Origin of the sequence: Enterobacter sp. KB-221C9, from assembly GCF_041320715.1 — a bacterium.
In the GTDB taxonomy this organism is placed as follows: Bacteria; Pseudomonadota; Gammaproteobacteria; order Enterobacterales; family Enterobacteriaceae; genus Enterobacter; species Enterobacter asburiae_D.
On the sequence record NZ_JBGIWG010000003.1, the window covers coordinates 356666 to 378273 of the forward strand.

Here is a 21608-nt window from a genome sequence, read left to right on the forward strand (position 1 = left end):
CGGTAATGGCAAATCACAGCCGTGCAGGCCAACCTGCACAACAAAGCGATTTGATTAACGTCGCTCAGCTGACCGCGCAGTATTACGTGCTGAAACCGGTCGTGGGCAACGCAGAACACGCAGTGAAGTTTGGTACATCCGGTCACCGCGGCAGCGCGGCGCGCCACAGCTTTAACGAACCGCACATTCTGGCCATTGCTCAGGCCATCGCGGAAGAGCGCGCTAAAAACGGCGTTACCGGTCCGTGCTACGTGGGGAAAGATACCCATGCCCTGTCTGAACCGGCGTTCATCTCTGTGGTGGAAGTGCTGGCGGCAAACGGCGTCGACGTGATTGTTCAGGAGAACAACGGCTTCACCCCAACGCCTGCGGTCTCTAACGCCATCCTGGAGCACAACAAAAAAGGTGGCGCGCTGGCTGACGGTATCGTTATCACGCCATCCCACAACCCGCCGGAAGACGGTGGTATCAAATACAACCCGCCTAACGGTGGCCCGGCAGACACGAACGTCACCAAAGTGGTGGAAGATCGTGCTAACGCCTTGCTGGCTGACGGGCTGAAAGGCGTGAAGCGCATTTCTCTGGATGCGGCTATGGCGTCCGGTCACGTGAAGGAGCAGGATCTGGTTCAGCCGTTTGTGGAAGGGCTGGCGGATATCGTCGATATGGCGGCCATTCAGAAAGCCGGCCTGAAGCTGGGCGTGGATCCGCTGGGCGGCTCCGGTATCGAATACTGGAAGCGTATCGCCGAGCATTACAAGCTGGATCTGACCATCGTGAACGATCACGTCGATCAGACCTTCCGCTTTATGCACCTGGACAAAGACGGCGCGATCCGTATGGACTGCTCCTCCGAGTGTGCGATGGCGGGCCTGCTGGCGCTGCGCGATAAATTCGATCTGGCGTTTGCTAACGACCCGGATTATGACCGTCACGGTATCGTCACCCCTGCCGGGCTGATGAACCCGAACCACTATCTGGCGGTCGCGATTAACTACCTGTTCCAGCACCGTCCGCAGTGGGGCAAAGAGGTGGCTGTCGGTAAAACGCTGGTTTCCTCCGCGATGATCGACCGCGTGGTCGAGGCGCTGGGCCGCAAGCTGGTGGAAGTGCCGGTGGGCTTCAAATGGTTCGTTGACGGTCTGCACGACGGCAGCTTCGGTTTTGGTGGTGAAGAGAGCGCGGGGGCATCTTTCCTGCGCTTCGACGGCACGCCATGGTCAACCGATAAAGACGGCATCATCATGTGCCTGCTGGCGGCGGAAATCACCGCGGTTACCGGTAAGAACCCGCAGGAACATTACAATGACCTGGCGGCACGCTTTGGTGCACCAAGCTATAACCGTATTCAGGCTAGCGCGACGTCAGCCCAGAAGGCGGCCCTGTCCAAACTCTCTCCGGAGATGGTCAGCGCAAGCACCCTGGCGGGCGATCCGATCACTGCCCGTCTGACGGCGGCACCGGGCAACGGCGCATCCATTGGTGGTCTGAAAGTGATGACCGAGAACGGCTGGTTCGCCGCGCGTCCATCCGGTACGGAAGATGCGTATAAAATCTATTGCGAAAGCTTCCTCGGCGCTGAACATCGTCAGCAGATTGAGAAAGAAGCGGTAGAGATTGTCAGCGAAGTGCTGAAAAACGCGTAAGTGCGGTTTGTGTGCCGGGCGGCACTGCGTTTGCCCGGCCTACAACAGCGATCGTAGGCCCGGTAAGCGCTAGCGCCACCGGGCTTTTTTTAACTATGCTTATTCTTCAATTCAAATCTCGGCGATACCAGACCGTACAGCGTCCAGCCCATAAAGGTCACCATCGCCCCGTAGAGCATCGCTTCCTGGCCGGATGAGTAGAGCGCATAGAAGCTGTAGATTGCCCCAATCAACGCCACGATATTGGCCGCACGCGCTTTGCGTGGATCCACCTTCGCTACCTTCTGAATAATCACCAGCGCCGCCATCGACAGAATATACGGAATGATATTCGTCACTACCGCCAGGTTGACCAGCACGTTGAACTGGCTGTTCAGCGACGGGCTAATGGTCATCAGCGACAATCCACTCTGGAAGATGACAATCGCCAGCATCCCCTGCACCGGCGCATCGGCTTTGCTCACGCGGGAGAAGATTTTTGGGAAGTAACCTTCATCAGCCGAAGATTTAAACACCTGTGCGATGGTGAACTGCCAGCCGAGCAGCGAGCCGCAGCAGGACATGACCATCAGACCCATGATCACTTTCCCGACTTCCGGGGTGAACATCTGCGCAAAGGCCAGCCCGAACGGTGCCGTGGAGTTAGCCAGATCCATATTCGGTACGATGCCCGCAATCACGTTAGTTGAGACGATATAGATCACCGCCGCGCCCAGCGTTCCGCCGAGGACCGCAATCGGTACGTTCTTTTCCGGATTCTCCACCACTTCCGCATTCGCGCAGGCGGATTCCAGACCCAGGAAGGCCCATAGCGTCATGGCGATGGATGACCCAACAGCGGTAAAGAACGGCACGTGGTGCGGGTTCCAGGAATTCGCATACAGCGTCGGGCTGAACCAGAACCAGCCGATGATGCACAGGCCGACAACCGGGATAATCACGCCCCAGACGGTGATGCTGGAGAGCTGCCCGGTGATACGCGCGCCGCCAAAGTTAGCCACGGTGCAGATCCACAGAACCCCGATGGTCGCCAGCCCAATTTGTACCGGGCTGAGCGTCGCGCCAAACAGCTCCGTACCGTAACCCACGGCGGAGATGGCAATCGCCACGTTGGCGATCAGCAGCGACACGCCGTAGGTATAGTTGGCCATAAAGTTGCCCGACTTGCCAAAGGCGTATTCGGCATAGCCACCCATGCCGCCTGACTTACGGCTGAACATCCCGCACTTGGCAAACGCCCACGCCAGCGCCATTGAACCGACTGCCGTCACCAGCCAGGAGATGATAGAGATGGTACCCACCTCTGCCAGCTTGGTCGGCAGCATGATAATCCCGGAGCCCATCATGTTCACCATGGTGAGGATGGTCAGCTGCACCACGCCCATCTTATTGGACTTACTCATAATTTCTCTCCTTTCAGCAGCGCGGGCTGAGCGGCGGGTTGTTTGATAACGTTGCAGCGAACCTGTTTGCGCCCTTCACACTCCTCGACGTACACACCCTGCAGCTCCGGCGCGAAGCCCGGCAGAAGGTTGATGCCTTCTTCCAGCGCGGCAAAGTAGCGCAGCACGGAACCGCCCCAGACTTCCCCTGGGACAACGCACAGCACCCCTGGCGGATAAGGGAGCGCGCCTTCGGCGGCGATGCGGCCTTCCGCGTCGCGCAGGGAGACCAGCTCAACTTCACCGCGCAGATAGGCGTAGTTCGCGTCCTGCGGGTTCATCATCACGCGTGGGAAGTGAGACTTGCGGAACATCTCTTTCTGCAGCTGTTTCACGTTGTGGCGGGCGTACAGGTCATGCATTTCCTGGCAGATCTGGCGCAGGGTGTAATCCGCGTAACGTTCCGGATGCTGTTTGTAGAGAGAAGGCAGGACGTCTTTCAGCGGAACATCGCTCTCGAGCAGTTTTTCGAAGCGCACCAGCTGCGCCACCAGCTGTTGCAGTTTGCCCATATCTTCCGCAGGCGTGAGCAGGAACAGGATCGAGTTAAGGTCGCATTTCTCCGGCACGATGCCGTTTTCACGCAGGAAGTTGGCGAGGATGGTGGCGGGCACGCCGAAGTCCTCATATTCCCCGGTGCGGGCGTTAATGCCCGGCGTGGTCAGCAGGAGCTTGCACGGGTCGATAAAATACTGATGCTCAGCATAGCCTTCAAAAGCGTGCCAGTTTTCACCCGGTACGAAGTGGAAGAAGCGCAGATCGGTCGCAATCTCCGCCGTGTCCCAGCTTTCCCACGGGCGGCCATCCACCGTCTCCGGCACGAAGGGGCGCAGATACCGGCAGTTCTCCAGGATTAGCTTGCGCGCTTCGATACCGTTCACCACGCAGTCCATCCACATGTTGCGGCCGCTCTGGCCTTCATGCATACGGGCGTTGATGTCCAGAGCAGCAAACAGCGGATAAAACGGGCTGGTGGAGGCGTGCATCATAAAGGCATTATTCAGCCGCTTATGCGGGACATAGCGCTGTTGCCCTTTGATATGGCTGTCTTTCTTATGGATTTGCGAGGTCTGCGAGAAGCCGGCCTGCTGTTTATGCACGGACTGAGTGACCAGGATCCCCGGATCGTTTTCGTTCAGCTCCAGCAGCAGCGGAGAGCAGTCGGCCATCATCGGAATAAACTGCTCGTAACCCACCCATGCTGAGTCAAACAGGATGTAATCACACAGGTGCCCAATCTTATCCACCACCTGACGGGCGTTATAGATGGTGCCATCGTAAGTGCCCAGCTGGATCACCGCCAGACGGAACGGACGCGCATCGCGTGCACGGCCCGGCGCCACCTCTGCCACCAGCTCGCGCAGATAACGTTCTTCAAAGCAGTGGGCGTCAATGCCGCCAATAAAGCCGTACGGGTTGCGCGCGGTTTCCAGATAGACCGGCGTTGCGCCAGCCTGGAGGAGGGCACCATGATGGTTAGATTTGTGGTTGTTACGGTCGAACAGCACCAGGTCGCCCGGGGTGAGCAGGGCGTTAAGCACCACTTTGTTGGATGACGAGGTGCCATTCAGCACGAAGTAGGTCTTATCGGCATTAAAGACTTTTGCTGCATGCTGCTGGGCGATGCATGGCGCGCCCTCGTGGATCAGCAGATCGCCCATCGCCACGTCGGCGTTGCACAGATCGGAGCGGAAAAGCGTCTCACCAAAGAAATCGACAAACTGATTACCGGCAGGATGGCGGCGGAAGAATTGGCCACCCTGATGCCCCGGGCAGTCAAACGCGCTGTTGCCCTGCTTCACATAGTCGACAAGCGCGCGGAAAAACGGCGGGCGCAGCTGGGTTTCATACTTCTGGGCTGCCGCTTCCAGCTGGCGTCCATAAAAGTCGTTGCTGGTGTCTGAATACTCAAATACGCCATGAATGCGCGATAAATAGTCTGCCGGGATGAACTCTTCTTTGTGCGTCGCGACAAATACAGGAATGCCAAAACCGGTGGCTTCTATTTCGTCCAGGATACCGCTGGCAATATCCGTGACCGCCAGAACAATGGCGGCAACATCAATATAATCAGACGCGCGGACATCCACCAGTTCACGCTGGGTAGTAAAGCAATCCGGACATGCACGGCTGGCTGCGATTTTTAAACTTTTCATCTTTCTCTCTTTATTTTAGGTAATAAGCGTCCTTCGATTTCTTGCAAGAAAGAAATCGATAATTTTCCGGAAAAAAAGCAAAGGGTGGCCGCTGATTAAAATCAGTGAATTGCTTTTTTGATGATTGAAATTCAGTCCGCCCGGTGCGGATGAGTCTGAATCAAAATGAATGAGCGCACGAGGTCACAGGCAATAGCCTGTAAAATAAGGTGTTTCAGGATAACCTGTAAGCGAGTGCGCCAGAAGTCGAAGGACTACCGGGCATTAAAGAGATGAAAGTCAAAGCAGTTTCGGTGGGCAAACATCATGATATGTGTTGTCCGCCTTATATGGGGCATTAAGCGATTGTTGTTTTCCATGTTTCATTTTCCTTTCAGTAATTGAAAGCATGGTCATTTTATCCAGGAAAAGCCGATTAACCGTGAGGTAGATCACCGTTAACCGATCAAACCAGAAATAAATATTCGTTTTAAATGAATATCGCAGATCAAAATTCTGATTTGTTGATGATGCGTTAATGGGTTGTGTTATTAATGTTTTAAATGAGCGGAAATAACCCGGAAAAATAACGCATGGGTTATTTGTGAAATATTTTCTGAGGGATTTCATTTTTATTTAAAAATAAAATGAATAGTTATTCAAAGCATAAACCGATAACCGATACCGGTTTCAGTTAATAAATGGCGAGGGCGAGCGGGGTCGACTTCGAGTTTCTGACGAAGATGTCCCATATATATGCGTAAATAATGACTATGTTCAACAGCGTTGGGTCCCCACACCTGGCTTAACAGCTGGCGTTGGGTGAGTACCTTGCCGTGGTTGTTGAGCAGTACGGCGAGCAGGCGAAATTCTATTGGCGTGAGGTGAATCTCCTCATCGCCGCGCACAATGCGCCGCGCGGCCAGGTCAACCCGGATATTCCCAAACGTGTAGGTTGGGTCAGCAGGCGTGGTTGCGCTGTGGCGACGCAGCGCCACGCGAAGGCGAGCCTGCAGTTCGCCGATACCAAAAGGTTTAATCAGATAGTCATCCGCACCGGCATCCAGCGCCGCGATTTTATCCGTCTCTTCAGTACGGGCGGAGAGCACGAGGATTGGCATCTGGCTCCACTGACGCACTTCCCGGATAAAGTCGATGCCGTCACCGTCCGGTAGACCAAGATCGAGGATCACCAGGTCCGGCTTGCGGGTAGCGGCTTCAATTAAACCCCGCTGAAGCGTACCCGCATCATGAACGCGCAGACCGTCTCCTTCCAGCGCAGCGCGCAGAAAACGGCTAATGGCGATCTCATCTTCAACAATCAGAACGTTGATCACAAATCCTCTGGTAATTCATTAAGTTCTGGCGGGGTTTCCAGAGGAAGTGTAACACAAAACCGCGCGCCGCCTTCCGGACGATTCTCTGCGGAAATGGACCCACCGTGGACGTCAACGATCGCCTGGCAAATGGCCAGCCCGAGCCCGACGCCCGGAATGGCCGACTCCTTATTGCCGCGCGCGAATTTTTCGAAAATAGCCAACTCCTGCCCGGCAGGAATGCCCGGCCCGGTGTCCCAGACGTCAAGGCGAAGCGTGCCATCGTCCACCGTCGCATCCACCCCAATTTGAGCGTTGGTACCCGCATATTTGCCGGCATTTTCCAGCAGGTTGATCAGCACCCGCTCAAACAGCGGGCCATCGACGTGAATTAACGTCAGGGGCTCGGGCATGTTCAGCGCGATATGTCGCCCACCCAGACCGGGTTCGAGCATTTTCAGGGCGCTGCCCACCACCTCTTCAATCGTGAGCCACTCTTTTTTGAGGTTAAAACCGCCTGACTGGATACGCGCCATATCGAGCAGGTTATTCACCAGGCGCGTGGTGTTCAGCACGTGCTGGCGGATCTCGCTGGCCTGAAGGGCGTGTTTAGAGCCTTCCGCCGCCAGGTCCAGCGTCAGGATTTCTGACTGACCAAACAGGACGGTGAGCGGGGTTCGCAGATCGTGAGAGAGCGCCGCCAGCAGCGAGTTACGTATGCTTTCACGCTCGCTCGCCAGCCGGGCCTGCTCTTCGCTGGCGGTGAGGGACAGCCGCTCCAGCGCGCTGGCAACCAGCAGCGTAAAGGTCTCCAGCAGCCGCTGCTGTTCGGGGATCATCAGCTGGCGCAGGTTGGAGGGCTCAACAATCACCAGCCCCTGATTTTTATCGGCACTGCGCAGCGGCAGAATTTGATAGGGCACGCCGGGCAGGGTGTCGGTGCCTGCGCCCGCAGGCAGCCCTTTATCAAAGCTCCAGCGCGCGATGGCCTCGTCCCAGGGCGTCATGCCTGAGGCCGACGTCAGCGGGCGCAGCCTGCCGTGTTCGTCCGGGAGTAAAATCAGGTTGCTGGCATGAAACGTCGAGCGAATAAACTGCTCGCTGGTCTGCACAATATCCAGCGGCGTACGGCCCACCGCCAGCGATTTCGACATCTCATAGAGATGGCGCGTGCGCTGCTCGCGATAGCGGGCGATACGCGCCTGATAGCGAACGCCCGCCGTCAGGTTACCAATCACCAGCCCGACGGTGAGCATCACGCCAAAGGTGAGAATGTACTGAACGTCGGACACGGCAAGCGTTCCGCGCGGGGCGATAAAGAACAGATCGAAGCTGATGACGTTGATGACGGTCGCAAGTACCGACGGCCAGCGTCCGTAAAAGAGCGCAACCACCACCACGCCGAGCAGGTAAATCATCACCAGGTTGGCCGCGTCGAAGGCAAACAGCCACTGGCTGGCAATCATGGTGATCAGGGCACAGAGCACGACGGCAACAAAACAGCCGCGAATTTGCATACGCCATTTATCACCAAACGCCCGCGCGTCCGGTGTGCGGGAGGGCAGGAGCGTGGGTTTGTCGTCCAGCGCCACGATCACCAGATCCAGATCCGGCGCGCGGCGGGCCAGTTTGTCAGCAAACGATTCGCGGCTAAACCAACGGCGATGCTGGCGACGGCCAATCACGATTTTCCCCAGATTGTGCTCACGGGCGTAGCGCAGAATGGCTTTATCTTCCTGAGGATCGGAAAGGGTGGCGGTTTCCGCGCCCAGCTCCTGCGCCAGGCGAAGCGAACTCAGAATAGCGCGACGCTGGTTTTCGGGCAGAGCATGCAGCTGCGGCGTTTCGACATAGACCGCATGCCAGACGCTGCCAAATTTGGCCGCCAGGCGAGCGGCGGTGCGGACAAGCTTTTCATTGCCGCTGCCGTGGCCGACGCACAGCAGGATGGCGTCCCGGGTATGCCAGACGCGTTCCTGTCCCTGTAAGTCGCGCCAGGCTCGCATCTGATCGTCGACGCGATCGGCAGTACGACGCAGGGCCAGCTCGCGCAGGGCAATCAGGTTACCTTTACGAAAGAAATGCTCGATGGCGCGCTCGGCCTGGCCGGCAATATAGACTTTGCCTTCGTGCAGGCGCTGGCGTAAATCATCGGGAGGCAGGTCAACCAGCACCACCTCGTCCGCGGAATCAAAGAAGGGATCGGGCACCGTCTCGCGTACCTGAATGCCGGTCACGCCGCTCACCACGTCGTTCAGGCTTTCGAGATGCTGAACGTTAACCGTCGTGAAAACGTCGATGCCGGCTTCAAGCAGCTCTTCAACGTCCTGCCAGCGCTTCGGGTGGCGTGAGCCTGGCGCATTGCTGTGCGCCAGTTCGTCCATCAGGATAAGGGCGGGGCGGCGGGCGAGGGCGGCATCAAGATCGAATTCGGTAACTAACCGACCGCGGTGGCTGATGCGTCGGGGCGGCTGGGTAGCCAGCCCCTTCAGCAGCGATGCCGTCTCTTTACGTCCGTGGGTTTCAACCACGCCAATCAAAATATCGAGCCCCTGCGCCCGAAGCCGCTGGGCTTCCGTCAGCATGGCGAAGGTTTTCCCGACGCCTGCGCAGGCGCCAAAGAAAATTTTCAGTTTGCCACGATGGGCTTCAGCCGTCTGTTCAAGCAGCCTGTCCGGATCCGGGCGCATGGGCTCGTCGGTCATTTAGTTTTTCCTTAGCGCGTCCAGCGCCAGATTCAGCTCAACAATATTTACCACGGGCATGCCGATGAAGCTGACCAGCGGCTTTTGCGTGTGCTCTGCAACCAGCTGGCTAACCTGTTCTACCGGCAGCTGACGGGCCGCGGCGACGCGCGGGATTTGCCATGCCGCTGCTGCCGGGGTCAGGCTGTAGTCCAGCCCGCTGGCAGAGGCGGTGACTAGCTCTACGGGAACGTCACGGCTGGCCTGTGGATTGGCGGCGCGCAGGGCTGCCACGCGCTCGGCAACGGCTTTATCCAGCTCAGGGTTGCTGCCCGCCAGGTTGCTGCCGCCGGATGCCATCGGATTATACGGGCTTTCGGCAGTGGCGGAAGGGCGTCCCTGGAAGTAACGGGCATCCGTAAAGTTCTGACCAATCAGGCGAGAACCGCGGTTTTCACCGCTTTGCATAATCAGCGAGCCGTTGGCCCGATCCTTAAACCACCACTGGCCCAGCGCGGTGGTCACCAGCGGATACAGCCCGCCGGTAATAAGAGACAGCAGAATAAACAGAAGTATAGCGGGGCGTAACATCGTCATTTGATTCACCTTTTAAACCAGGCCAAACAGCGTCAACAGCAGGTCGATAACCTTGATACCGATGAAGGGCACCACCAGCCCCCCCAGGCCGTAAATCCACAGGTTGCGGCGCAGCATGGCGGCGGCCGTGAGCGGCTTATAGCTCACGCCTTTCAGCGCCAGCGGGATCAGGAAGACAATAATCAGGGCGTTAAAGATCACCGCACTCAGAATGGCCGAGGACGGGGAGTGCAGGTGCATCACGTTCAGGGCGTTTAATTGCGGATAGGTCGCAGCAAACGCGGCAGGAATGATGGCGAAATATTTCGCCACGTCGTTAGCGATGCTGAACGTGGTCAGCGACCCGCGCGTCATCAGCATCTGCTTGCCAATGTGTACCACTTCAATCAGCTTGGTCGGGTTAGAGTCGAGGTCGACCATGTTGCCCGCCTCTTTTGCCGCCTGGGTACCGGAGTTCATTGCCACCGCCACGTCGGCCTGCGCCAGGGCAGGGGCATCGTTGGTACCGTCACCCGTCATCGCCACCAGACGGCCTTCCGCCTGATACTGACGAATCAGCGCCAGCTTCGCTTCCGGTGTGGCTTCAGAAAGAAAATCATCCACGCCCGCTTCGGCGGCAATCGCCGCGGCGGTAAGACGGTTATCCCCGGTGATCATCACCGTTTTGATCCCCATTTTACGCAGCTGGGCAAAGCGCTCCTTGATGCCGCCTTTGACGATATCCTTCAGGGCAATCACCCCCAGGACGCGCGCGCCCTCGGCCACCACCAGCGGCGTCGCCCCCTGACGGGCCACGCTTTCGACCAGGCTGTCCACTTCCGGTGGGAAGTGGCCGTTATTGGCCTCAATGTGGCGACGGATGGCGTCAACAGAGCCTTTACGGATCATGCGATCCTGAATGTTAATGCCGCTCATGCGGGTTTGCGCCGTGAAGGGCACGAAAGTGGCGTGCAGGCTTTGAACGTCGCGCTGGCGCAGGTTAAAGCGCTGCTTGGCGAGGATCACGATACTGCGGCCTTCCGGGGTTTCATCGGCAAGCGAGGAGAGCTGCGCGGCATCCGCCAGCGTTTTTTCATCCACGCCCGGGGCGGGTAAGAAATCTGACGCCTGGCGGTTACCGAGGGTAATGGTCCCGGTTTTATCCAGCAGTAAGACATCCACGTCACCGGCGGCTTCCACCGCACGTCCGCTGGTGGCGATGACGTTGGCACCGAGCATACGGCTCATGCCGGCCACGCCGATGGCAGACAGCAGGCCACCAATGGTGGTTGGGATCAGGCAGACCAGCAGCGCCACCAGAACAGTGATGGTGACCGCGGTGCCGCCGTAGGCGGAGAACGGCCACAGCGTCGCGGTGGCCAGCAGGAAGACGATGGTCAGCGCCACCAGCAGGATGGTGAGGGCAATCTCGTTCGGCGTTTTACGACGCTGCGCGCCTTCTACCATGGCGATCATCCTGTCGAGGAAGGTTTCACCTGGGTTCACGCTGCACTGGATCACCAGCCAGTCGGAGAGAATGCGCGTCCCGCCCGTCACGGAGGCGAAATCACCGCCGGATTCACGGATAACCGGCGCGGATTCCCCGGTAATGGCGCTTTCATCCACCGAGGCGCCCCCTTCAATAACTTCCCCGTCGCAAGGAATAATGTCACCGGCTTCCACCAGCACCACATCGCCTTTGCGCAGTTCATCCGCCGGAACGTGGTCCATCTGCGCGCCGTATTTCGGCTCGCGCAGCTTGCGCGCGAAGGCGGTTTTTTTCACCCCTTTCAGGCTGTTGGCCTGGGCTTTACTCCGGCCTTCCGCCAGCGCTTCCGCAAAGTTGGCGAACAGCACGGTAAACCACAGCCACAGGCTGATGGCGCCGGTAAACATCGCATTCCCCGGCATGTGGCCCGTACCCATGGCAATCGCCAGGGCGGTGGTCAGCACGCTTCCCGCCCAGACAATAAACATCACCGGGTTGTGCCACTGCACGCGCGGGCTCAGCTTTTTCACCGCATCCATGAGCGCCTGGCGAACTAATGACGGTTCGAACAGGGCCAGTTGTTTACGACTCATGACAATTTCTCCGCAAAATCAGCGTAAAGAGAGGTATTCCGCGACCGGGCCTAACGCGAGGGCGGGGATAAAGGTCAGGGCGCCGACCAGTAACACGGTGCCCGTCAGCAGGCCGATAAACAGTGCGCCGTGGGTCGGTAATGTCCCGGTGGTGGTCGGTTGAATTTTTTTATTCACCAGCGATCCGGCAATCGCCATAACCGGCACAATGATCCCGAAGCGACCCACAAACATGCAGAACGCCAGCAGGCAGTTCCAGAACGGTGAGTTGGCGCTTAAGCCTGCAAAGGCGCTGCCGTTATTGTTGGCGGCAGAGGAGACGGCATACAGCACTTCACTAAAACCGTGAATGCCGGGGTTAAAGATGCCGCTGCGTCCGGCCTCGGTCATCAGCGCCAGCGCGGTGCCGAGCAGCACAAGCGCCGGGGTGACCAGAATCGCCAGCGCGGTTAATTTCATCTCGCGAACGTCGATTTTTTTACCGAGGTATTCCGGGGTGCGGCCAATCATCAAACCGGCAATAAACACCGCCAGCAGTACGAACAGCAGCATGCCGTACAGACCCGAGCCCACGCCGCCAAACACTACCTCGCCAATCTGCATCAGCCACATCGGGATCATGCCACCCAACGCCGTAAAGGAATCGTGCATGGCGTTGACCGCCCCGCACGAGGCTGCCGTGGTGACCACCGCATACAGGCTGCTGGCGAGAATGCCAAAGCGGCTCTCTTTACCTTCCATGTTGATTGCGCTATCGGCACCCAGCGAGAGGAAGTGCGGATTACCCTGCCACTCGGCCCACATCACCAGCGCGGCGCAGACCACAAAGATAAGCGACATCGTCCAGAGCAGGGTGCGGCCCTGACGGCGATCGTTGACCACGTCGCCAAAGGCAAAGCAGAGCGCGGCGGGGATCAGGAAAATCGCCAGCATCTGCACGAAATTGGTCAACGCGGTAGGGTTTTCAAACGGATGCGACGAGTTGGCGTTGAAGAAGCCCCCGCCGTTCGTCCCGAGCATTTTGATGGCTTCCTGTGACGCCACTGGCCCCATCGGCAGGAGCTGTTTTGCCCCTTCCAGCGAGGTATAAGGCGCGTAAGGCATCAGGTTTTGCAGGGTGCCCTGCTGAATAAAGAACAGCGCGATCAGCAGCGCAATCGGCAGCAGGATCCACAGCGTAATGCGCGTCAGATCCACCCACGCGTTACCGAGCGTGCTCACCTTCTGGCGCGCAAACGCACGCGTCAGCGCGAAGATCACCGCTATACCGCTCGCGGCAGAGAGGAAGTTCTGCACGGTTAACCCGACCATCTGGCTGAAGTAGCTGAGCGTGGTTTCGCCGGAATAGGACTGCCAGTTAGTGTTGGAGACAAAGCTGACCGCCGTGTTCAGCGCAAGATGCCAGGACAGGCCCGGTAACTGTTGCGGGTTCAGCGGCAGGATGCCCTGCAGCATCAGCATGGCAAAAAGCGCAATGAGCCCAACGATATTCAGCAGCAGAATGGCGATCAGATACTCACGCCAGTTCATCTCCCGATCGTCTATTCCCAGTACGCGCCAGATCCCTTTTTCAACGCTTCCCGTGCCGGGCAGGGGGACGTTGTTGATCAATCGTGCCAGTCCTGTTCCCAGTGGTCTTGCCAGAACGAACAGTACCACTAAGAAGCTGGCAATAAGCAGAAACGCCTGAGCAGCCATCAGAAGGCCTCCGCATTAATCAGGGCATAGACCAGATAACCCAATAACAGGAACACCAGCACGATGCCGGCAATAAGACCTGCACTCACAATCCACCTCCGGGTGACTTTCGTTGTTGTACTAACGGTAGGATTTTCGGCGCAAAGATTTCGCAAAAATGGGGAGGGCGGGTGTAAAAAAAGTATAAAAATGGCAAAGCCCACAATTTAACTATTGATAAGTAAATCGTTAACTTTTTTGTAACTTAATTACGGCGTGAATGTAAATATTCACTAAATGGATAAAAATAAGTGGTCGGATGAGTAGTAAAATTACAAACAAAGCGATATTATTTTAGCCAGGTCACAGATTTTGAATTTTCCGGATGACGTTTCCGGCCAACTATAGGGGAGAAAATATGGATCTTTATAAAGAGTATCCGGCTCATATCGTGTTCATGCGTCGCACTTTCGCCGTAGTGGCTGGCGTGCTGGCTCTGCCGGTGATGCTGTTCTGGAAAGATCGTGCACGTTTTTACAGCTATCTGCACCGCGTCTGGGCGAAAACCAGCGAGAAGCCGGTGTGGATGGATCAGGCCGAGAAAGCGACCTGCGATTTCTACTGATACGAAGACTACACATAGCAATAAAAAAAACCGCCAACAGCAATGTGGCGGTTTTTTTGTCCCTCGGGATTCGCGGTCCGTTAGGGGGCTTCAGGCCCTCGTCAGAGGTTACAGGGATATATTTAGCCCTCTATCTTGCCGGGTGACGCTGCGCTTACCCGGCCTACACAGTGCAGAGATATCAATGCATTGCATGTTTCATTGTAGGCCCGTGCAAGCGTAGCGCCGCCGGGCGAAACGCACAACAAGCACTTTGTTAGCAGTCTGTATGGCCGCCCTGGCGGCCTTTTTTATTTCATCCCGTCTACACTTCATGGCAAAGTAGTTCAATGCATGCTTTTTTCCTTTTACGGCATGCCCTTATGGACATAATGGACAATAGCCTGGAGTTTTATGCCCACCCATCTGGTTTGGTTTCGCGCGGACCTGCGCGTACATGACAACATCGCACTCGCGGCGGCCTGTCGCGCCAAAGACGCTAACGTACTGGCTCTGTTTATAGCCACGCCCGAGCAGTGGCGGCAGCACGATATGGCCCCCCGCCAGGCGGCCTTGCTGCGTGCGTATCTGACCGACCTGCAGCATTCGCTCGCCGGAAAAGGCATACCGCTTCTCTATAAAGAGGTGAGTGATTTTGCCGCACAGATGCAGACGGTGCAGGAGATCTGTAAGCAGCACAACGTTACGCATCTTTTTTACAACTATCAGTACGAATTCAACGAGCAGCAGCGCGACCGTCAGCTGGAGAAGATGCTGGAAGGGGTGGTCTGCGAAGGGTTTGATGACAGCGTGATGCTGGCACCGGGCAGCGTGATGACCGGCAGCCGCGAGATGTATAAAGTTTTTACGCCTTTCAAAAATGCCTTTATCAAACGTCTGAAAGAGGCGCTGCCGGAGTGCGTTGCCGCGCCTGCCGTGAGAGGCGAAGCCATAAAAGACCTGCCTGAACTGACGTTTGATTACCCTCAGCAGCCGTTTGATGAAACGCTGTTCCCCGCCGACGAGAAAGCGGCTATCGCCCAACTGCGCCAGTTCTGCAAACAGGACGCGGCCTGTTACGACGCGCGTCGGGATTTTCCCGCCATCGAGGGCACCAGCCGCCTGTCGGCCTGTCTGGCGCTGGGCGCGATCTCTCCTCGCCAGTGTTTACATCGCCTGCTGGCGGAGCAGCCGCAGGCGCTGGAGGGGGGCGCAGGGTCCGTCTGGCTGAATGAACTGATCTGGCGCGAGTTCTATCGCCATCTGATGACGTATCACCCTGATTTATGTAAACATCGTCCCTTCATCAACTGGACGGAGAAGGTGGCGTGGCAAACGAACGATCGGCTGCTGAAAGCCTGGCAAACAGGGCAAACGGGTTACCCGATAGTCGATGCCGCCATGCGTCAGCTTAATGAGACGGGGTGGATGCACAACCGCCTGCGGATGATTACCGCCAGCTTTCTGGTGAAGGATCTGCTTATCGACTGGCGTATCGGAGAGCGCTATTTTATCTCTCAGCTGATCGATGGCGATCTCGCGGCGAATAACGGCGGCTGGCAGTGGGCGGCCTCAACCGGCACCGATGCCGCGCCCTATTTCCGGATTTTTAATCCGACCACTCAGGGACAAAAATTTGATGCAGACGGCGAGTTTATTCGCCGCTGGGTTCCTGAGCTTAACGGTATACCTGCTAAAGCGATCCACGAACCGTGGGCATGGGCGGATAAACAGCGTGTAAAGCTGGATTACCCTCGTCCGGTTGTCGACCATAAACAGGCGCGTGTCGCCACGCTGGCGGCGTACGAAGCTGCCCGTAAAGCATAAGAGAGTGATGATGAAAAACAGCGAACTGGAAAGCCTGATTAACGAAAAACTGAACAGCACGTCCTTCAGCGATTACGGCCCGAACGGGCTTCAGGTCGAAGGTCGTGAGACGGTGCAAAAAATTATCACCGGCGTGACGGCAAGCCAGGCGCTGCTGGACGAGGCCGTTCGTCAGGACGCCGACGCGGTGATTGTCCATCACGGTTACTTCTGGAAAAACGAATCGCCGATTATTCGCGGGATGAAGCGCAACCGCCTGAAAACGCTGCTGGCAAATGACATCAACCTTTACGGTTACCACCTGCCGCTGGATGCGCACCCGGAGCTCGGCAACAACGTCCAGCTGGCGCAGCTACTGGGCATTACCGTGATGGGCGAAATTGAGCCGCTGGTGCCGTGGGGCGAACTGGCGATGCCGGTTCCGGGGCTGGAGCTGGCCTCGTGGATTGAAGCGCGCCTGGGGCGTCGCCCGCTGTGGAGCGGCGATACCGGTCCGGATACGGTGAAGCGTGTTGCCTGGTGTACCGGGGGCGGTCAGGGTTTTATCGACAGCGCCGCGCGTTTCGGCGTCGATGCTTTTATCACCGGCGAGGTTTCCGAGCAGACCATTCATTCGGCGCGTGAACAGGGACTGCATTTTTACGCGGCAGGCCATCATGCCACCGAGCGCGGCGGCATTCGCGCCCTCAGCGAGTGGCTGACGGAAAATACCGATCTGGATGTGACCTTTATTGATATCCCTAATCCTGCCTGATGAGAGGTGCCTGAGTGCAGCGAGCGCGTTGTTATCTTCTGGGAGAAACGGCAGTGGTTCTGGAGCTCGAGCCGCCGGTGACCCTTGCCACGCAAAAGCGTATCTGGCGGCTAACGCAGCGTCTGGTCGATCTACCGGAGGTGGTTGAAGCCATTCCGGGGATGAATAACATCACCGTGGTGCTCCGTAGCCCGCATACGCTGGCGCTGGATGCCATCGAACGTTTGCAGCGCTGGTGGGAAGAGAGTGAGGCGCTGGAGCCGGAATCGCGTGCCATTGAGATCCCGGTCGTTTATGGCGGTGCGGGGGGGCCGGATCTTGGCGTGGTGGCAGACCACTGTGGATTAACAGAAAAGCAGGTTGTTGAGCTGCACAGCTCGGTGGACTACGTGGTCTGGTTCCTGGGATTTCAGCCCGGATTCCCGTATCTGGGGGGATTATCCCCTCAGCTGCATACGCCACGCCGTGCCGAACCGCGCCTGAGCGTACCAGCGGGGACGGTGGCTATCGGCGGCGAGCAGACCGGCGTTTATCCGCTGACATCGCCCGGCGGCTGGCAGCTTATTGGGCATACCGCCACACCGTTATTTGACCCGGGGCTGGAGACGCCAATACTCCTGCGTCCCGGCGATACCCTTCGCTTTATCCCACAGAAGGAGGGGGTATGTTAACGCTTATTCGCGCCGGGCTTTATACCTCCGTACAGGATGCGGGCCGCTTTGGTATGCGCCAGTCTGGCGTGAGCTATTGTGGCGCGCTGGACAGGCCTGCGCTGGAGATTGCTAACGTGCTGGTGGGCAACCCCGGCAATACGGCCGCGCTCGAAATTACGCTCGGCCAGTGCGTCATTGAGTTTAGTCAGGAGACCTGGTTTGCCTTAACCGGCGCAGGGTGTGATGCGACGCTGGATGGCAAAGCGGTGTGGACCGGCTGGCGGCTGCGGGCCAAAGCCGGACAGCGTCTGACCTTAAAGCGTCCTTTGCACGGTGTGCGTAGCTATCTCGCGGTGGCGGGGGGCATCGACGTGTCGGAGGTGCTGGGCTCGTCCAGTACCGATCAGAAAGCCGGGATCGGCGGTCACGAAGGGCGTCTGCTGCGCGACGGCGATCGGCTGGCAATCAAGCCCTCCGCGCGCCATTTCTCGACCACGCAGGGCGTAAAACAGCTGCTGTGGGGAAACAAGATCCGCGCCTTACCGGGGCCGGAATATCATGAGTTTGACGAGGCTTCTAAAGAGTCCTTCTGGCGCTCGCCGTGGAAGCTCAGCCCGCAGAGTAACCGTATGGGCTACCGCCTGCAGGGGCAGCCGCTGACCCGCACGACGGACCGGGAACTGCTCTCCCACGGGTTATTGCCGGGGGTCATTCAGGTGCCCGGCAACGGTCAGCCCATCGTGTTAATGAACGACGCGCAGACAACGGGCGGTTACCCGCGCATTGCCTGCATCATTGAAGCCGATCGCTACCATCTGGCGCAAATTCCCCTCGGACAGCCGATTCACTTCGTGCAGTGCTCGCTGGAGGAGGCGCTTAAGGCGCGACAGGATCAGCAGCGTTATCTGGAGCAGCTGGCGTGGAGGCTTGATGGTAAAGATTGATTTAAACGCCGATCTGGGGGAGGGCGGCAGCGCTGATTTGGCGCTGATGACGCTGGTCACCTCGGTCAACATCGCCTGTGGCTTTCACGCGGGCGATGCGCAAACCATGCTGGAGAGCGTGCGTAATGCCATCAAAAACGGCGTGGCGATTGGCGCTCACCCGAGCTTCCCCGACCGGGAAAACTTTGGCCGCACGGCGATGGATCTCCCGCCTGAGAGGGTCTACGCTCAGGTGCTCTACCAGATCGGCGCGCTGGAGGCGATGGTGCGCGCCGAGAAGGGCGTGCTGCGCCACGTGAAGCCGCACGGCATGCTCTATAACCAGGCGGCGAAAGATCCGGCGCTGGCGGAGGCGATTGCCCGCGCGGTGCGGGACTGTAATCCACAGCTGATTCTGGTAGGCCTTGCGGGCAGCGAGCTGATTCGTGCCGGAGAACGGCTGGGCCTGACCACCCGTCAGGAAGTGTTTGCCGATCGGGGCTACATGCCGGACGGCAGCCTGGTTCCACGTGCGCTGGCCGGGGGGCTGATTACCGACGAAGCTAAAGCGCTGGCGCAGACGCTGGAGATGGTGCGCGCCGGGCGGGTGACCGCCGTGGACGGAACACCGGCAAACGTGCAGGCCGATACGGTATGTTTACACGGTGACGGCGAGCATGCGCTCCAGTTCGCGCGCCGCCTGCGGGCGGCGTTCTCTGAAGAGGGCATTCTGGTCAGCGCAGAATAATCACGAAAGGACAATAACATGCCAGAAGGTCCGGAAATCCGCCGCGCGGCGGATAGCCTGGAGGCGGCGATAAAGGGCAAACCGTTGACGGATGTCTGGTTTGCTTTTCCTCAGCTAAAACCGTTTGAATCACAGCTGGTGGGGCAGACGGTGACCCATATTGAAACGCGCGGCAAGGCCTTGCTCACGCATTTTTCCCATAACCTGACGTTATATAGCCATAACCAGCTTTACGGCGTCTGGCGAGTGGTGGAGGCGGACGAGCAGCCGCAAAACACCCGCGTGCTGCGCGTCAGGCTGCAAACGGCGGATAAAGCAATCCTGCTTTACAGCGCGTCGGATATCGAAATGTTAACGCCGGAGCAGCTGCTGACGCACCCGTTTCTGCAGCGGGTCGGGCCGGACGTGCTGGACATGCGCCTGACGGCGAGCGACGTGAAGGCCCGGCTGTTATCACCTAAATTCCGTAACCGACAGTTTTCCGGCCTGTTCCTCGACCAGGCCTTTCTGGCCGGGCTGGGTAACTACCTTCGGGTAGAAATTCTGTGGGAAGTGGGGCTGGCACCGCAGCATAAAGCGTCTCAGCTGAATGATGAACAGCTGGAGGCGTTATCCCACGCGCTGCTGGATATTCCGCGGCTGTCGTACACCACGCGCGGCGTGGTAGATGAGAACAAGCATCACGGGGCGCTGTTCCGCTTTAAGGTGTTTCATCGGGCGGGGAAGAAGTGCGAGCGGTGCGGCGGGATTATCGACAGGATTATGCTCTCTTCGAGACCCTTTTACTGGTGCCCGCACTGCCAGAAATAAAAGTAAAACGGTAACCCTTGGGTTACCGTTTTTAAGGTTTTCTCCCTCTCCCTGTGGGAGAGGGCCGGGGTGAGGGCATCAGGCCGCACCCAACTCCTGTTAGCGCTTAATATCAGACTTAAAATCACGCTGCTCGTAGCCGGTATACAGCTGACGAGGACGGGCGATTTTCATGCCTTCGCTGTGCATTTCGTTCCAGTGCGCAATCCAGCCTACGGTACGGGCCATGGCGAAGATTACGGTGAACATGGAAGACGGAATGCCCATCGCTTTCAGAATAATGCCAGAGTAGAAATCGACGTTCGGGTAGAGTTTCTTCTCGATGAAGTACGGGTCGTTCAGCGCGATGTGTTCCAGCTCCATCGCCACTTCCAGCAGGTCATCTTTGGTACCCAGCTCTTTCAGCACTTCGTGGCAGGTCTCACGCATGACGGTGGCGCGCGGGTCGTAGTTTTTGTAAACACGGTGACCGAAGCCCATCAGGCGGAAGGAGTCATTCTTGTCTTTCGCGCGACGCACGAACTCAGGAATGTGCTCAACGGTGCTGATCTCTTCCAGCATCTTCAGTGCCGCTTCGTTCGCGCCGCCGTGCGCCGGTCCCCACAGGGAGGCGATGCCCGCAGCGATACAGGCGAACGGGTTCGCGCCTGAAGAGCCCGCGGTACGGACGGTAGAGGTAGAGGCGTTCTGTTCGTGGTCAGCGTGCAGGATCAGAATACGGTCCATTGCGCGTTCCAGCACCGGGTTCACTTCGTACTCTTCGCACGGCGTGGAGAACATCATGCGCAGGAAGTTACCCGCGTAGGAGAGGTCGTTGCGCGGATACACAAACGGCTGGCCGATGGAGTATTTGTAGCACATCGCCGCCATGGTAGGCATTTTGGAGAGCAGGCGGAACGCCGCGATATCACGGTGACGCGGGTTATTCACGTCAAGGGAGTCGTGGTAGAACGCCGCCAGCGCGCCGGTAATCCCGCACATCACCGCCATTGGGTGAGAGTCACGACGGAACGCATGGAACAGACGGGTAATCTGCTCATGGATCATGGTGTGACGGGTCACGGTGGTTTTGAATTCATCGTACTGTGCCTGCGTCGGTTTTTCGCCGTTCAGCAGGATGTAGCACACTTCCAGATAGTTGGATTCGGTGGCTAACTGATCGATGGGGAAGCCGCGATGGAGCAGGATACCTTCGTCACCGTCAATGTAGGTGATTTTGGATTCGCAAGATGCGGTAGAGGTAAATCCAGGGTCAAAGGTGAACACACCTTTAGAACCCAGCGTACGGATATCAATAACATCCTGACCGAGCGTGCCTTTTAGCACATCCAGTTCAACAGCAGTGTCACCATTTAGGGTGAGCGTTGCCTTTGTATCAGCCATTTACGGTCTCCTTAGCGCCTTATGCTTAAGACTGCGCTTCACCGGATTTGCTTTCAGCTGTTAATCACCGTTACCAGATTGTTATTTGGCTTACCGCTCAGCTCACGAGGACAAACCAGGGTACAGAGCTATGGCGCCTTGCAGGTAAACGAATGAAATATCAGTGAAACAACAGCAAATCAGCGTTTTTGCAGTCCGAATTATTCAAACCTGTATATCACTAATAACTGTCCTGATAACTTCGGTCAATACCATCACACTGTTACATAACTATTTGTCAGGTGAAAGTGAGACCTCATAACTTTTGCGCATTATATGCCTTTTCTGCTGACGTTTGTAACAATATTG

General features: G+C 57.5%; 18 protein-coding genes. 8 read left to right on the forward strand and 10 right to left on the reverse strand.

What is annotated here, in order from left to right; genetic code table 11:
* Positions 1-5: 5 nt before the first annotated feature.
* The gene (pgm, locus tag AB8846_RS05830) at positions 6-1646 is read left to right on the forward strand and encodes a phosphoglucomutase (alpha-D-glucose-1,6-bisphosphate-dependent) (protein WP_370732278.1); all 1641 of its coding nucleotides are present in this window, start codon (positions 6-8) and stop codon (positions 1644-1646) included.
* An 89-nt stretch (positions 1647-1735) separates the two neighbouring features.
* Here the strand turns inward: pgm and potE are convergent, their stop codons facing one another.
* The 9 genes from potE to kdpF all read right to left on the reverse strand — a co-directional run bounded on the left by potE (position 1736) and on the right by kdpF (position 13668).
* On the reverse strand, positions 1736-3049 hold the full coding sequence (gene potE, locus AB8846_RS05835; protein ID WP_010428664.1) for a putrescine-ornithine antiporter: 1314 nt from the start codon (positions 3047-3049) through the stop codon (positions 1736-1738).
* A complete protein-coding gene (gene speF, locus AB8846_RS05840; protein ID WP_370732279.1) occupies positions 3046-5244 on the reverse strand; it encodes an ornithine decarboxylase SpeF in 2199 nt (732 codons plus the stop codon). Before speF ends, potE begins: the two co-directional genes overlap by 4 nt.
* 254 nt (positions 5245-5498) lie before the next feature.
* The gene (gene speFL, locus AB8846_RS05845; protein WP_003858645.1) at positions 5499-5603 is read right to left on the reverse strand and encodes a leader peptide SpeFL; all 105 of its coding nucleotides are present in this window, start codon (positions 5601-5603) and stop codon (positions 5499-5501) included.
* 279 nt (positions 5604-5882) lie between these two features.
* The gene (gene kdpE / locus AB8846_RS05850) at positions 5883-6560 is read right to left on the reverse strand and encodes a two-component system response regulator KdpE (protein WP_370732281.1); all 678 of its coding nucleotides are present in this window, start codon (positions 6558-6560) and stop codon (positions 5883-5885) included.
* Positions 6557-9244, reverse strand: coding sequence for a two-component system sensor histidine kinase KdpD (gene kdpD, locus AB8846_RS05855; protein WP_370732282.1), 2688 nt, complete (start codon positions 9242-9244; stop codon positions 6557-6559). Before kdpD ends, kdpE begins: the two co-directional genes overlap by 4 nt.
* Positions 9245-9820: a potassium-transporting ATPase subunit KdpC gene (gene kdpC, locus AB8846_RS05860; RefSeq protein ID WP_370732283.1), complete on the reverse strand. Its 576-nt coding sequence runs from the start codon at positions 9818-9820 to the stop codon at positions 9245-9247.
* A 12-nt stretch (positions 9821-9832) separates the two neighbouring features.
* Positions 9833-11881 (reverse strand): potassium-transporting ATPase subunit KdpB, encoded by a 2049-nt coding sequence (gene kdpB / locus AB8846_RS05865; RefSeq protein ID WP_023334922.1) that lies wholly within the window; start codon positions 11879-11881, stop codon positions 9833-9835.
* A gap of 18 nt (positions 11882-11899) precedes the next feature.
* Positions 11900-13579, reverse strand: coding sequence for a potassium-transporting ATPase subunit KdpA (gene kdpA, locus AB8846_RS05870; protein ID WP_370732284.1), 1680 nt, complete (start codon positions 13577-13579; stop codon positions 11900-11902).
* The gene (gene kdpF, locus AB8846_RS05875) at positions 13579-13668 is read right to left on the reverse strand and encodes a K(+)-transporting ATPase subunit F (RefSeq protein WP_014069365.1); all 90 of its coding nucleotides are present in this window, start codon (positions 13666-13668) and stop codon (positions 13579-13581) included. Before kdpF ends, kdpA begins: the two co-directional genes overlap by 1 nt.
* A gap of 308 nt (positions 13669-13976) precedes the next feature.
* On the opposite strand from kdpF, the gene AB8846_RS05880 reads away from it, so the two are divergent.
* From AB8846_RS05880 to nei, 7 genes are all read left to right on the forward strand, one after another.
* Positions 13977-14183 carry a YbfA family protein gene (locus AB8846_RS05880; RefSeq protein WP_014069366.1) on the forward strand — a complete coding sequence of 69 codons (207 nt, stop codon included), beginning with the start codon at positions 13977-13979 and terminating at the stop codon, positions 14181-14183.
* A 393-nt stretch (positions 14184-14576) separates the two neighbouring features.
* Positions 14577-15989, forward strand: a complete 1413-nt coding sequence (phrB, locus tag AB8846_RS05885) for a deoxyribodipyrimidine photo-lyase (RefSeq protein WP_370732285.1) — start codon at positions 14577-14579, stop codon at positions 15987-15989.
* A gap of 10 nt (positions 15990-15999) precedes the next feature.
* Positions 16000-16743, forward strand: coding sequence for a type 2 GTP cyclohydrolase I (locus AB8846_RS05890; RefSeq protein ID WP_063143159.1), 744 nt, complete (start codon positions 16000-16002; stop codon positions 16741-16743).
* A gap of 14 nt (positions 16744-16757) precedes the next feature.
* Positions 16758-17414: a 5-oxoprolinase subunit PxpB gene (gene pxpB, locus AB8846_RS05895; protein WP_370732286.1), complete on the forward strand. Its 657-nt coding sequence runs from the start codon at positions 16758-16760 to the stop codon at positions 17412-17414.
* A complete protein-coding gene (gene pxpC, locus AB8846_RS05900) occupies positions 17408-18340 on the forward strand; it encodes a 5-oxoprolinase subunit PxpC (RefSeq protein ID WP_370732287.1) in 933 nt (310 codons plus the stop codon). The genes pxpB and pxpC overlap by 7 nt, the downstream gene beginning before the upstream one ends.
* Positions 18327-19067 (forward strand): 5-oxoprolinase subunit PxpA, encoded by a 741-nt coding sequence (gene pxpA / locus AB8846_RS05905; protein WP_370732288.1) that lies wholly within the window; start codon positions 18327-18329, stop codon positions 19065-19067. Before pxpC ends, pxpA begins: the two co-directional genes overlap by 14 nt.
* A gap of 18 nt (positions 19068-19085) precedes the next feature.
* Positions 19086-19877 carry an endonuclease VIII gene (nei, locus tag AB8846_RS05910; protein ID WP_370732289.1) on the forward strand — a complete coding sequence of 264 codons (792 nt, stop codon included), beginning with the start codon at positions 19086-19088 and terminating at the stop codon, positions 19875-19877.
* 99 nt (positions 19878-19976) lie between these two features.
* Here nei and AB8846_RS05915 read toward each other — a convergent pair whose 3' ends face one another.
* Complete coding sequence (locus tag AB8846_RS05915; protein ID WP_063143154.1) at positions 19977-21260, reverse strand: citrate synthase; 1284 nt, start codon at positions 21258-21260, stop codon at positions 19977-19979.
* Between the last annotated feature and the right edge of the window lie 348 nt (positions 21261-21608).

Excerpts from the sequence above, each read along its gene's own strand:
- pgm (WP_370732278.1), top strand. The coding sequence starts at position 6 with ATGGCAAATCACAGCCGTGCAGGCCAACCTGCACAACAAAGCGATTTG.
- potE (WP_010428664.1), bottom strand. The coding sequence starts at position 3,049 with ATGAGTAAGTCCAATAAGATGGGCGTGGTGCAGCTGACCATCCTCACC.
- speF (WP_370732279.1), bottom strand. The coding sequence starts at position 5,244 with ATGAAAAGTTTAAAAATCGCAGCCAGCCGTGCATGTCCGGATTGCTTT.
- speFL (WP_003858645.1), bottom strand. The coding sequence starts at position 5,603 with ATGGAAAACAACAATCGCTTAATGCCCCATATAAGGCGGACAACACAT.
- kdpD (WP_370732282.1), bottom strand. The coding sequence starts at position 9,244 with ATGACCGACGAGCCCATGCGCCCGGATCCGGACAGGCTGCTTGAACAG.
- kdpC (WP_370732283.1), bottom strand. The coding sequence starts at position 9,820 with ATGACGATGTTACGCCCCGCTATACTTCTGTTTATTCTGCTGTCTCTT.
- kdpB (WP_023334922.1), bottom strand. The coding sequence starts at position 11,881 with ATGAGTCGTAAACAACTGGCCCTGTTCGAACCGTCATTAGTTCGCCAG.
- kdpA (WP_370732284.1), bottom strand. The coding sequence starts at position 13,579 with ATGGCTGCTCAGGCGTTTCTGCTTATTGCCAGCTTCTTAGTGGTACTG.
- AB8846_RS05880 (WP_014069366.1), top strand. The coding sequence starts at position 13,977 with ATGGATCTTTATAAAGAGTATCCGGCTCATATCGTGTTCATGCGTCGC.
- phrB (WP_370732285.1), top strand. The coding sequence starts at position 14,577 with ATGCCCACCCATCTGGTTTGGTTTCGCGCGGACCTGCGCGTACATGAC.
- AB8846_RS05890 (WP_063143159.1), top strand. The coding sequence starts at position 16,000 with ATGAAAAACAGCGAACTGGAAAGCCTGATTAACGAAAAACTGAACAGC.
- pxpC (WP_370732287.1), top strand. The coding sequence starts at position 17,408 with ATGTTAACGCTTATTCGCGCCGGGCTTTATACCTCCGTACAGGATGCG.
- pxpA (WP_370732288.1), top strand. The coding sequence starts at position 18,327 with ATGGTAAAGATTGATTTAAACGCCGATCTGGGGGAGGGCGGCAGCGCT.
- nei (WP_370732289.1), top strand. The coding sequence starts at position 19,086 with ATGCCAGAAGGTCCGGAAATCCGCCGCGCGGCGGATAGCCTGGAGGCG.
- AB8846_RS05915 (WP_063143154.1), bottom strand. The coding sequence starts at position 21,260 with ATGGCTGATACAAAGGCAACGCTCACCCTAAATGGTGACACTGCTGTT.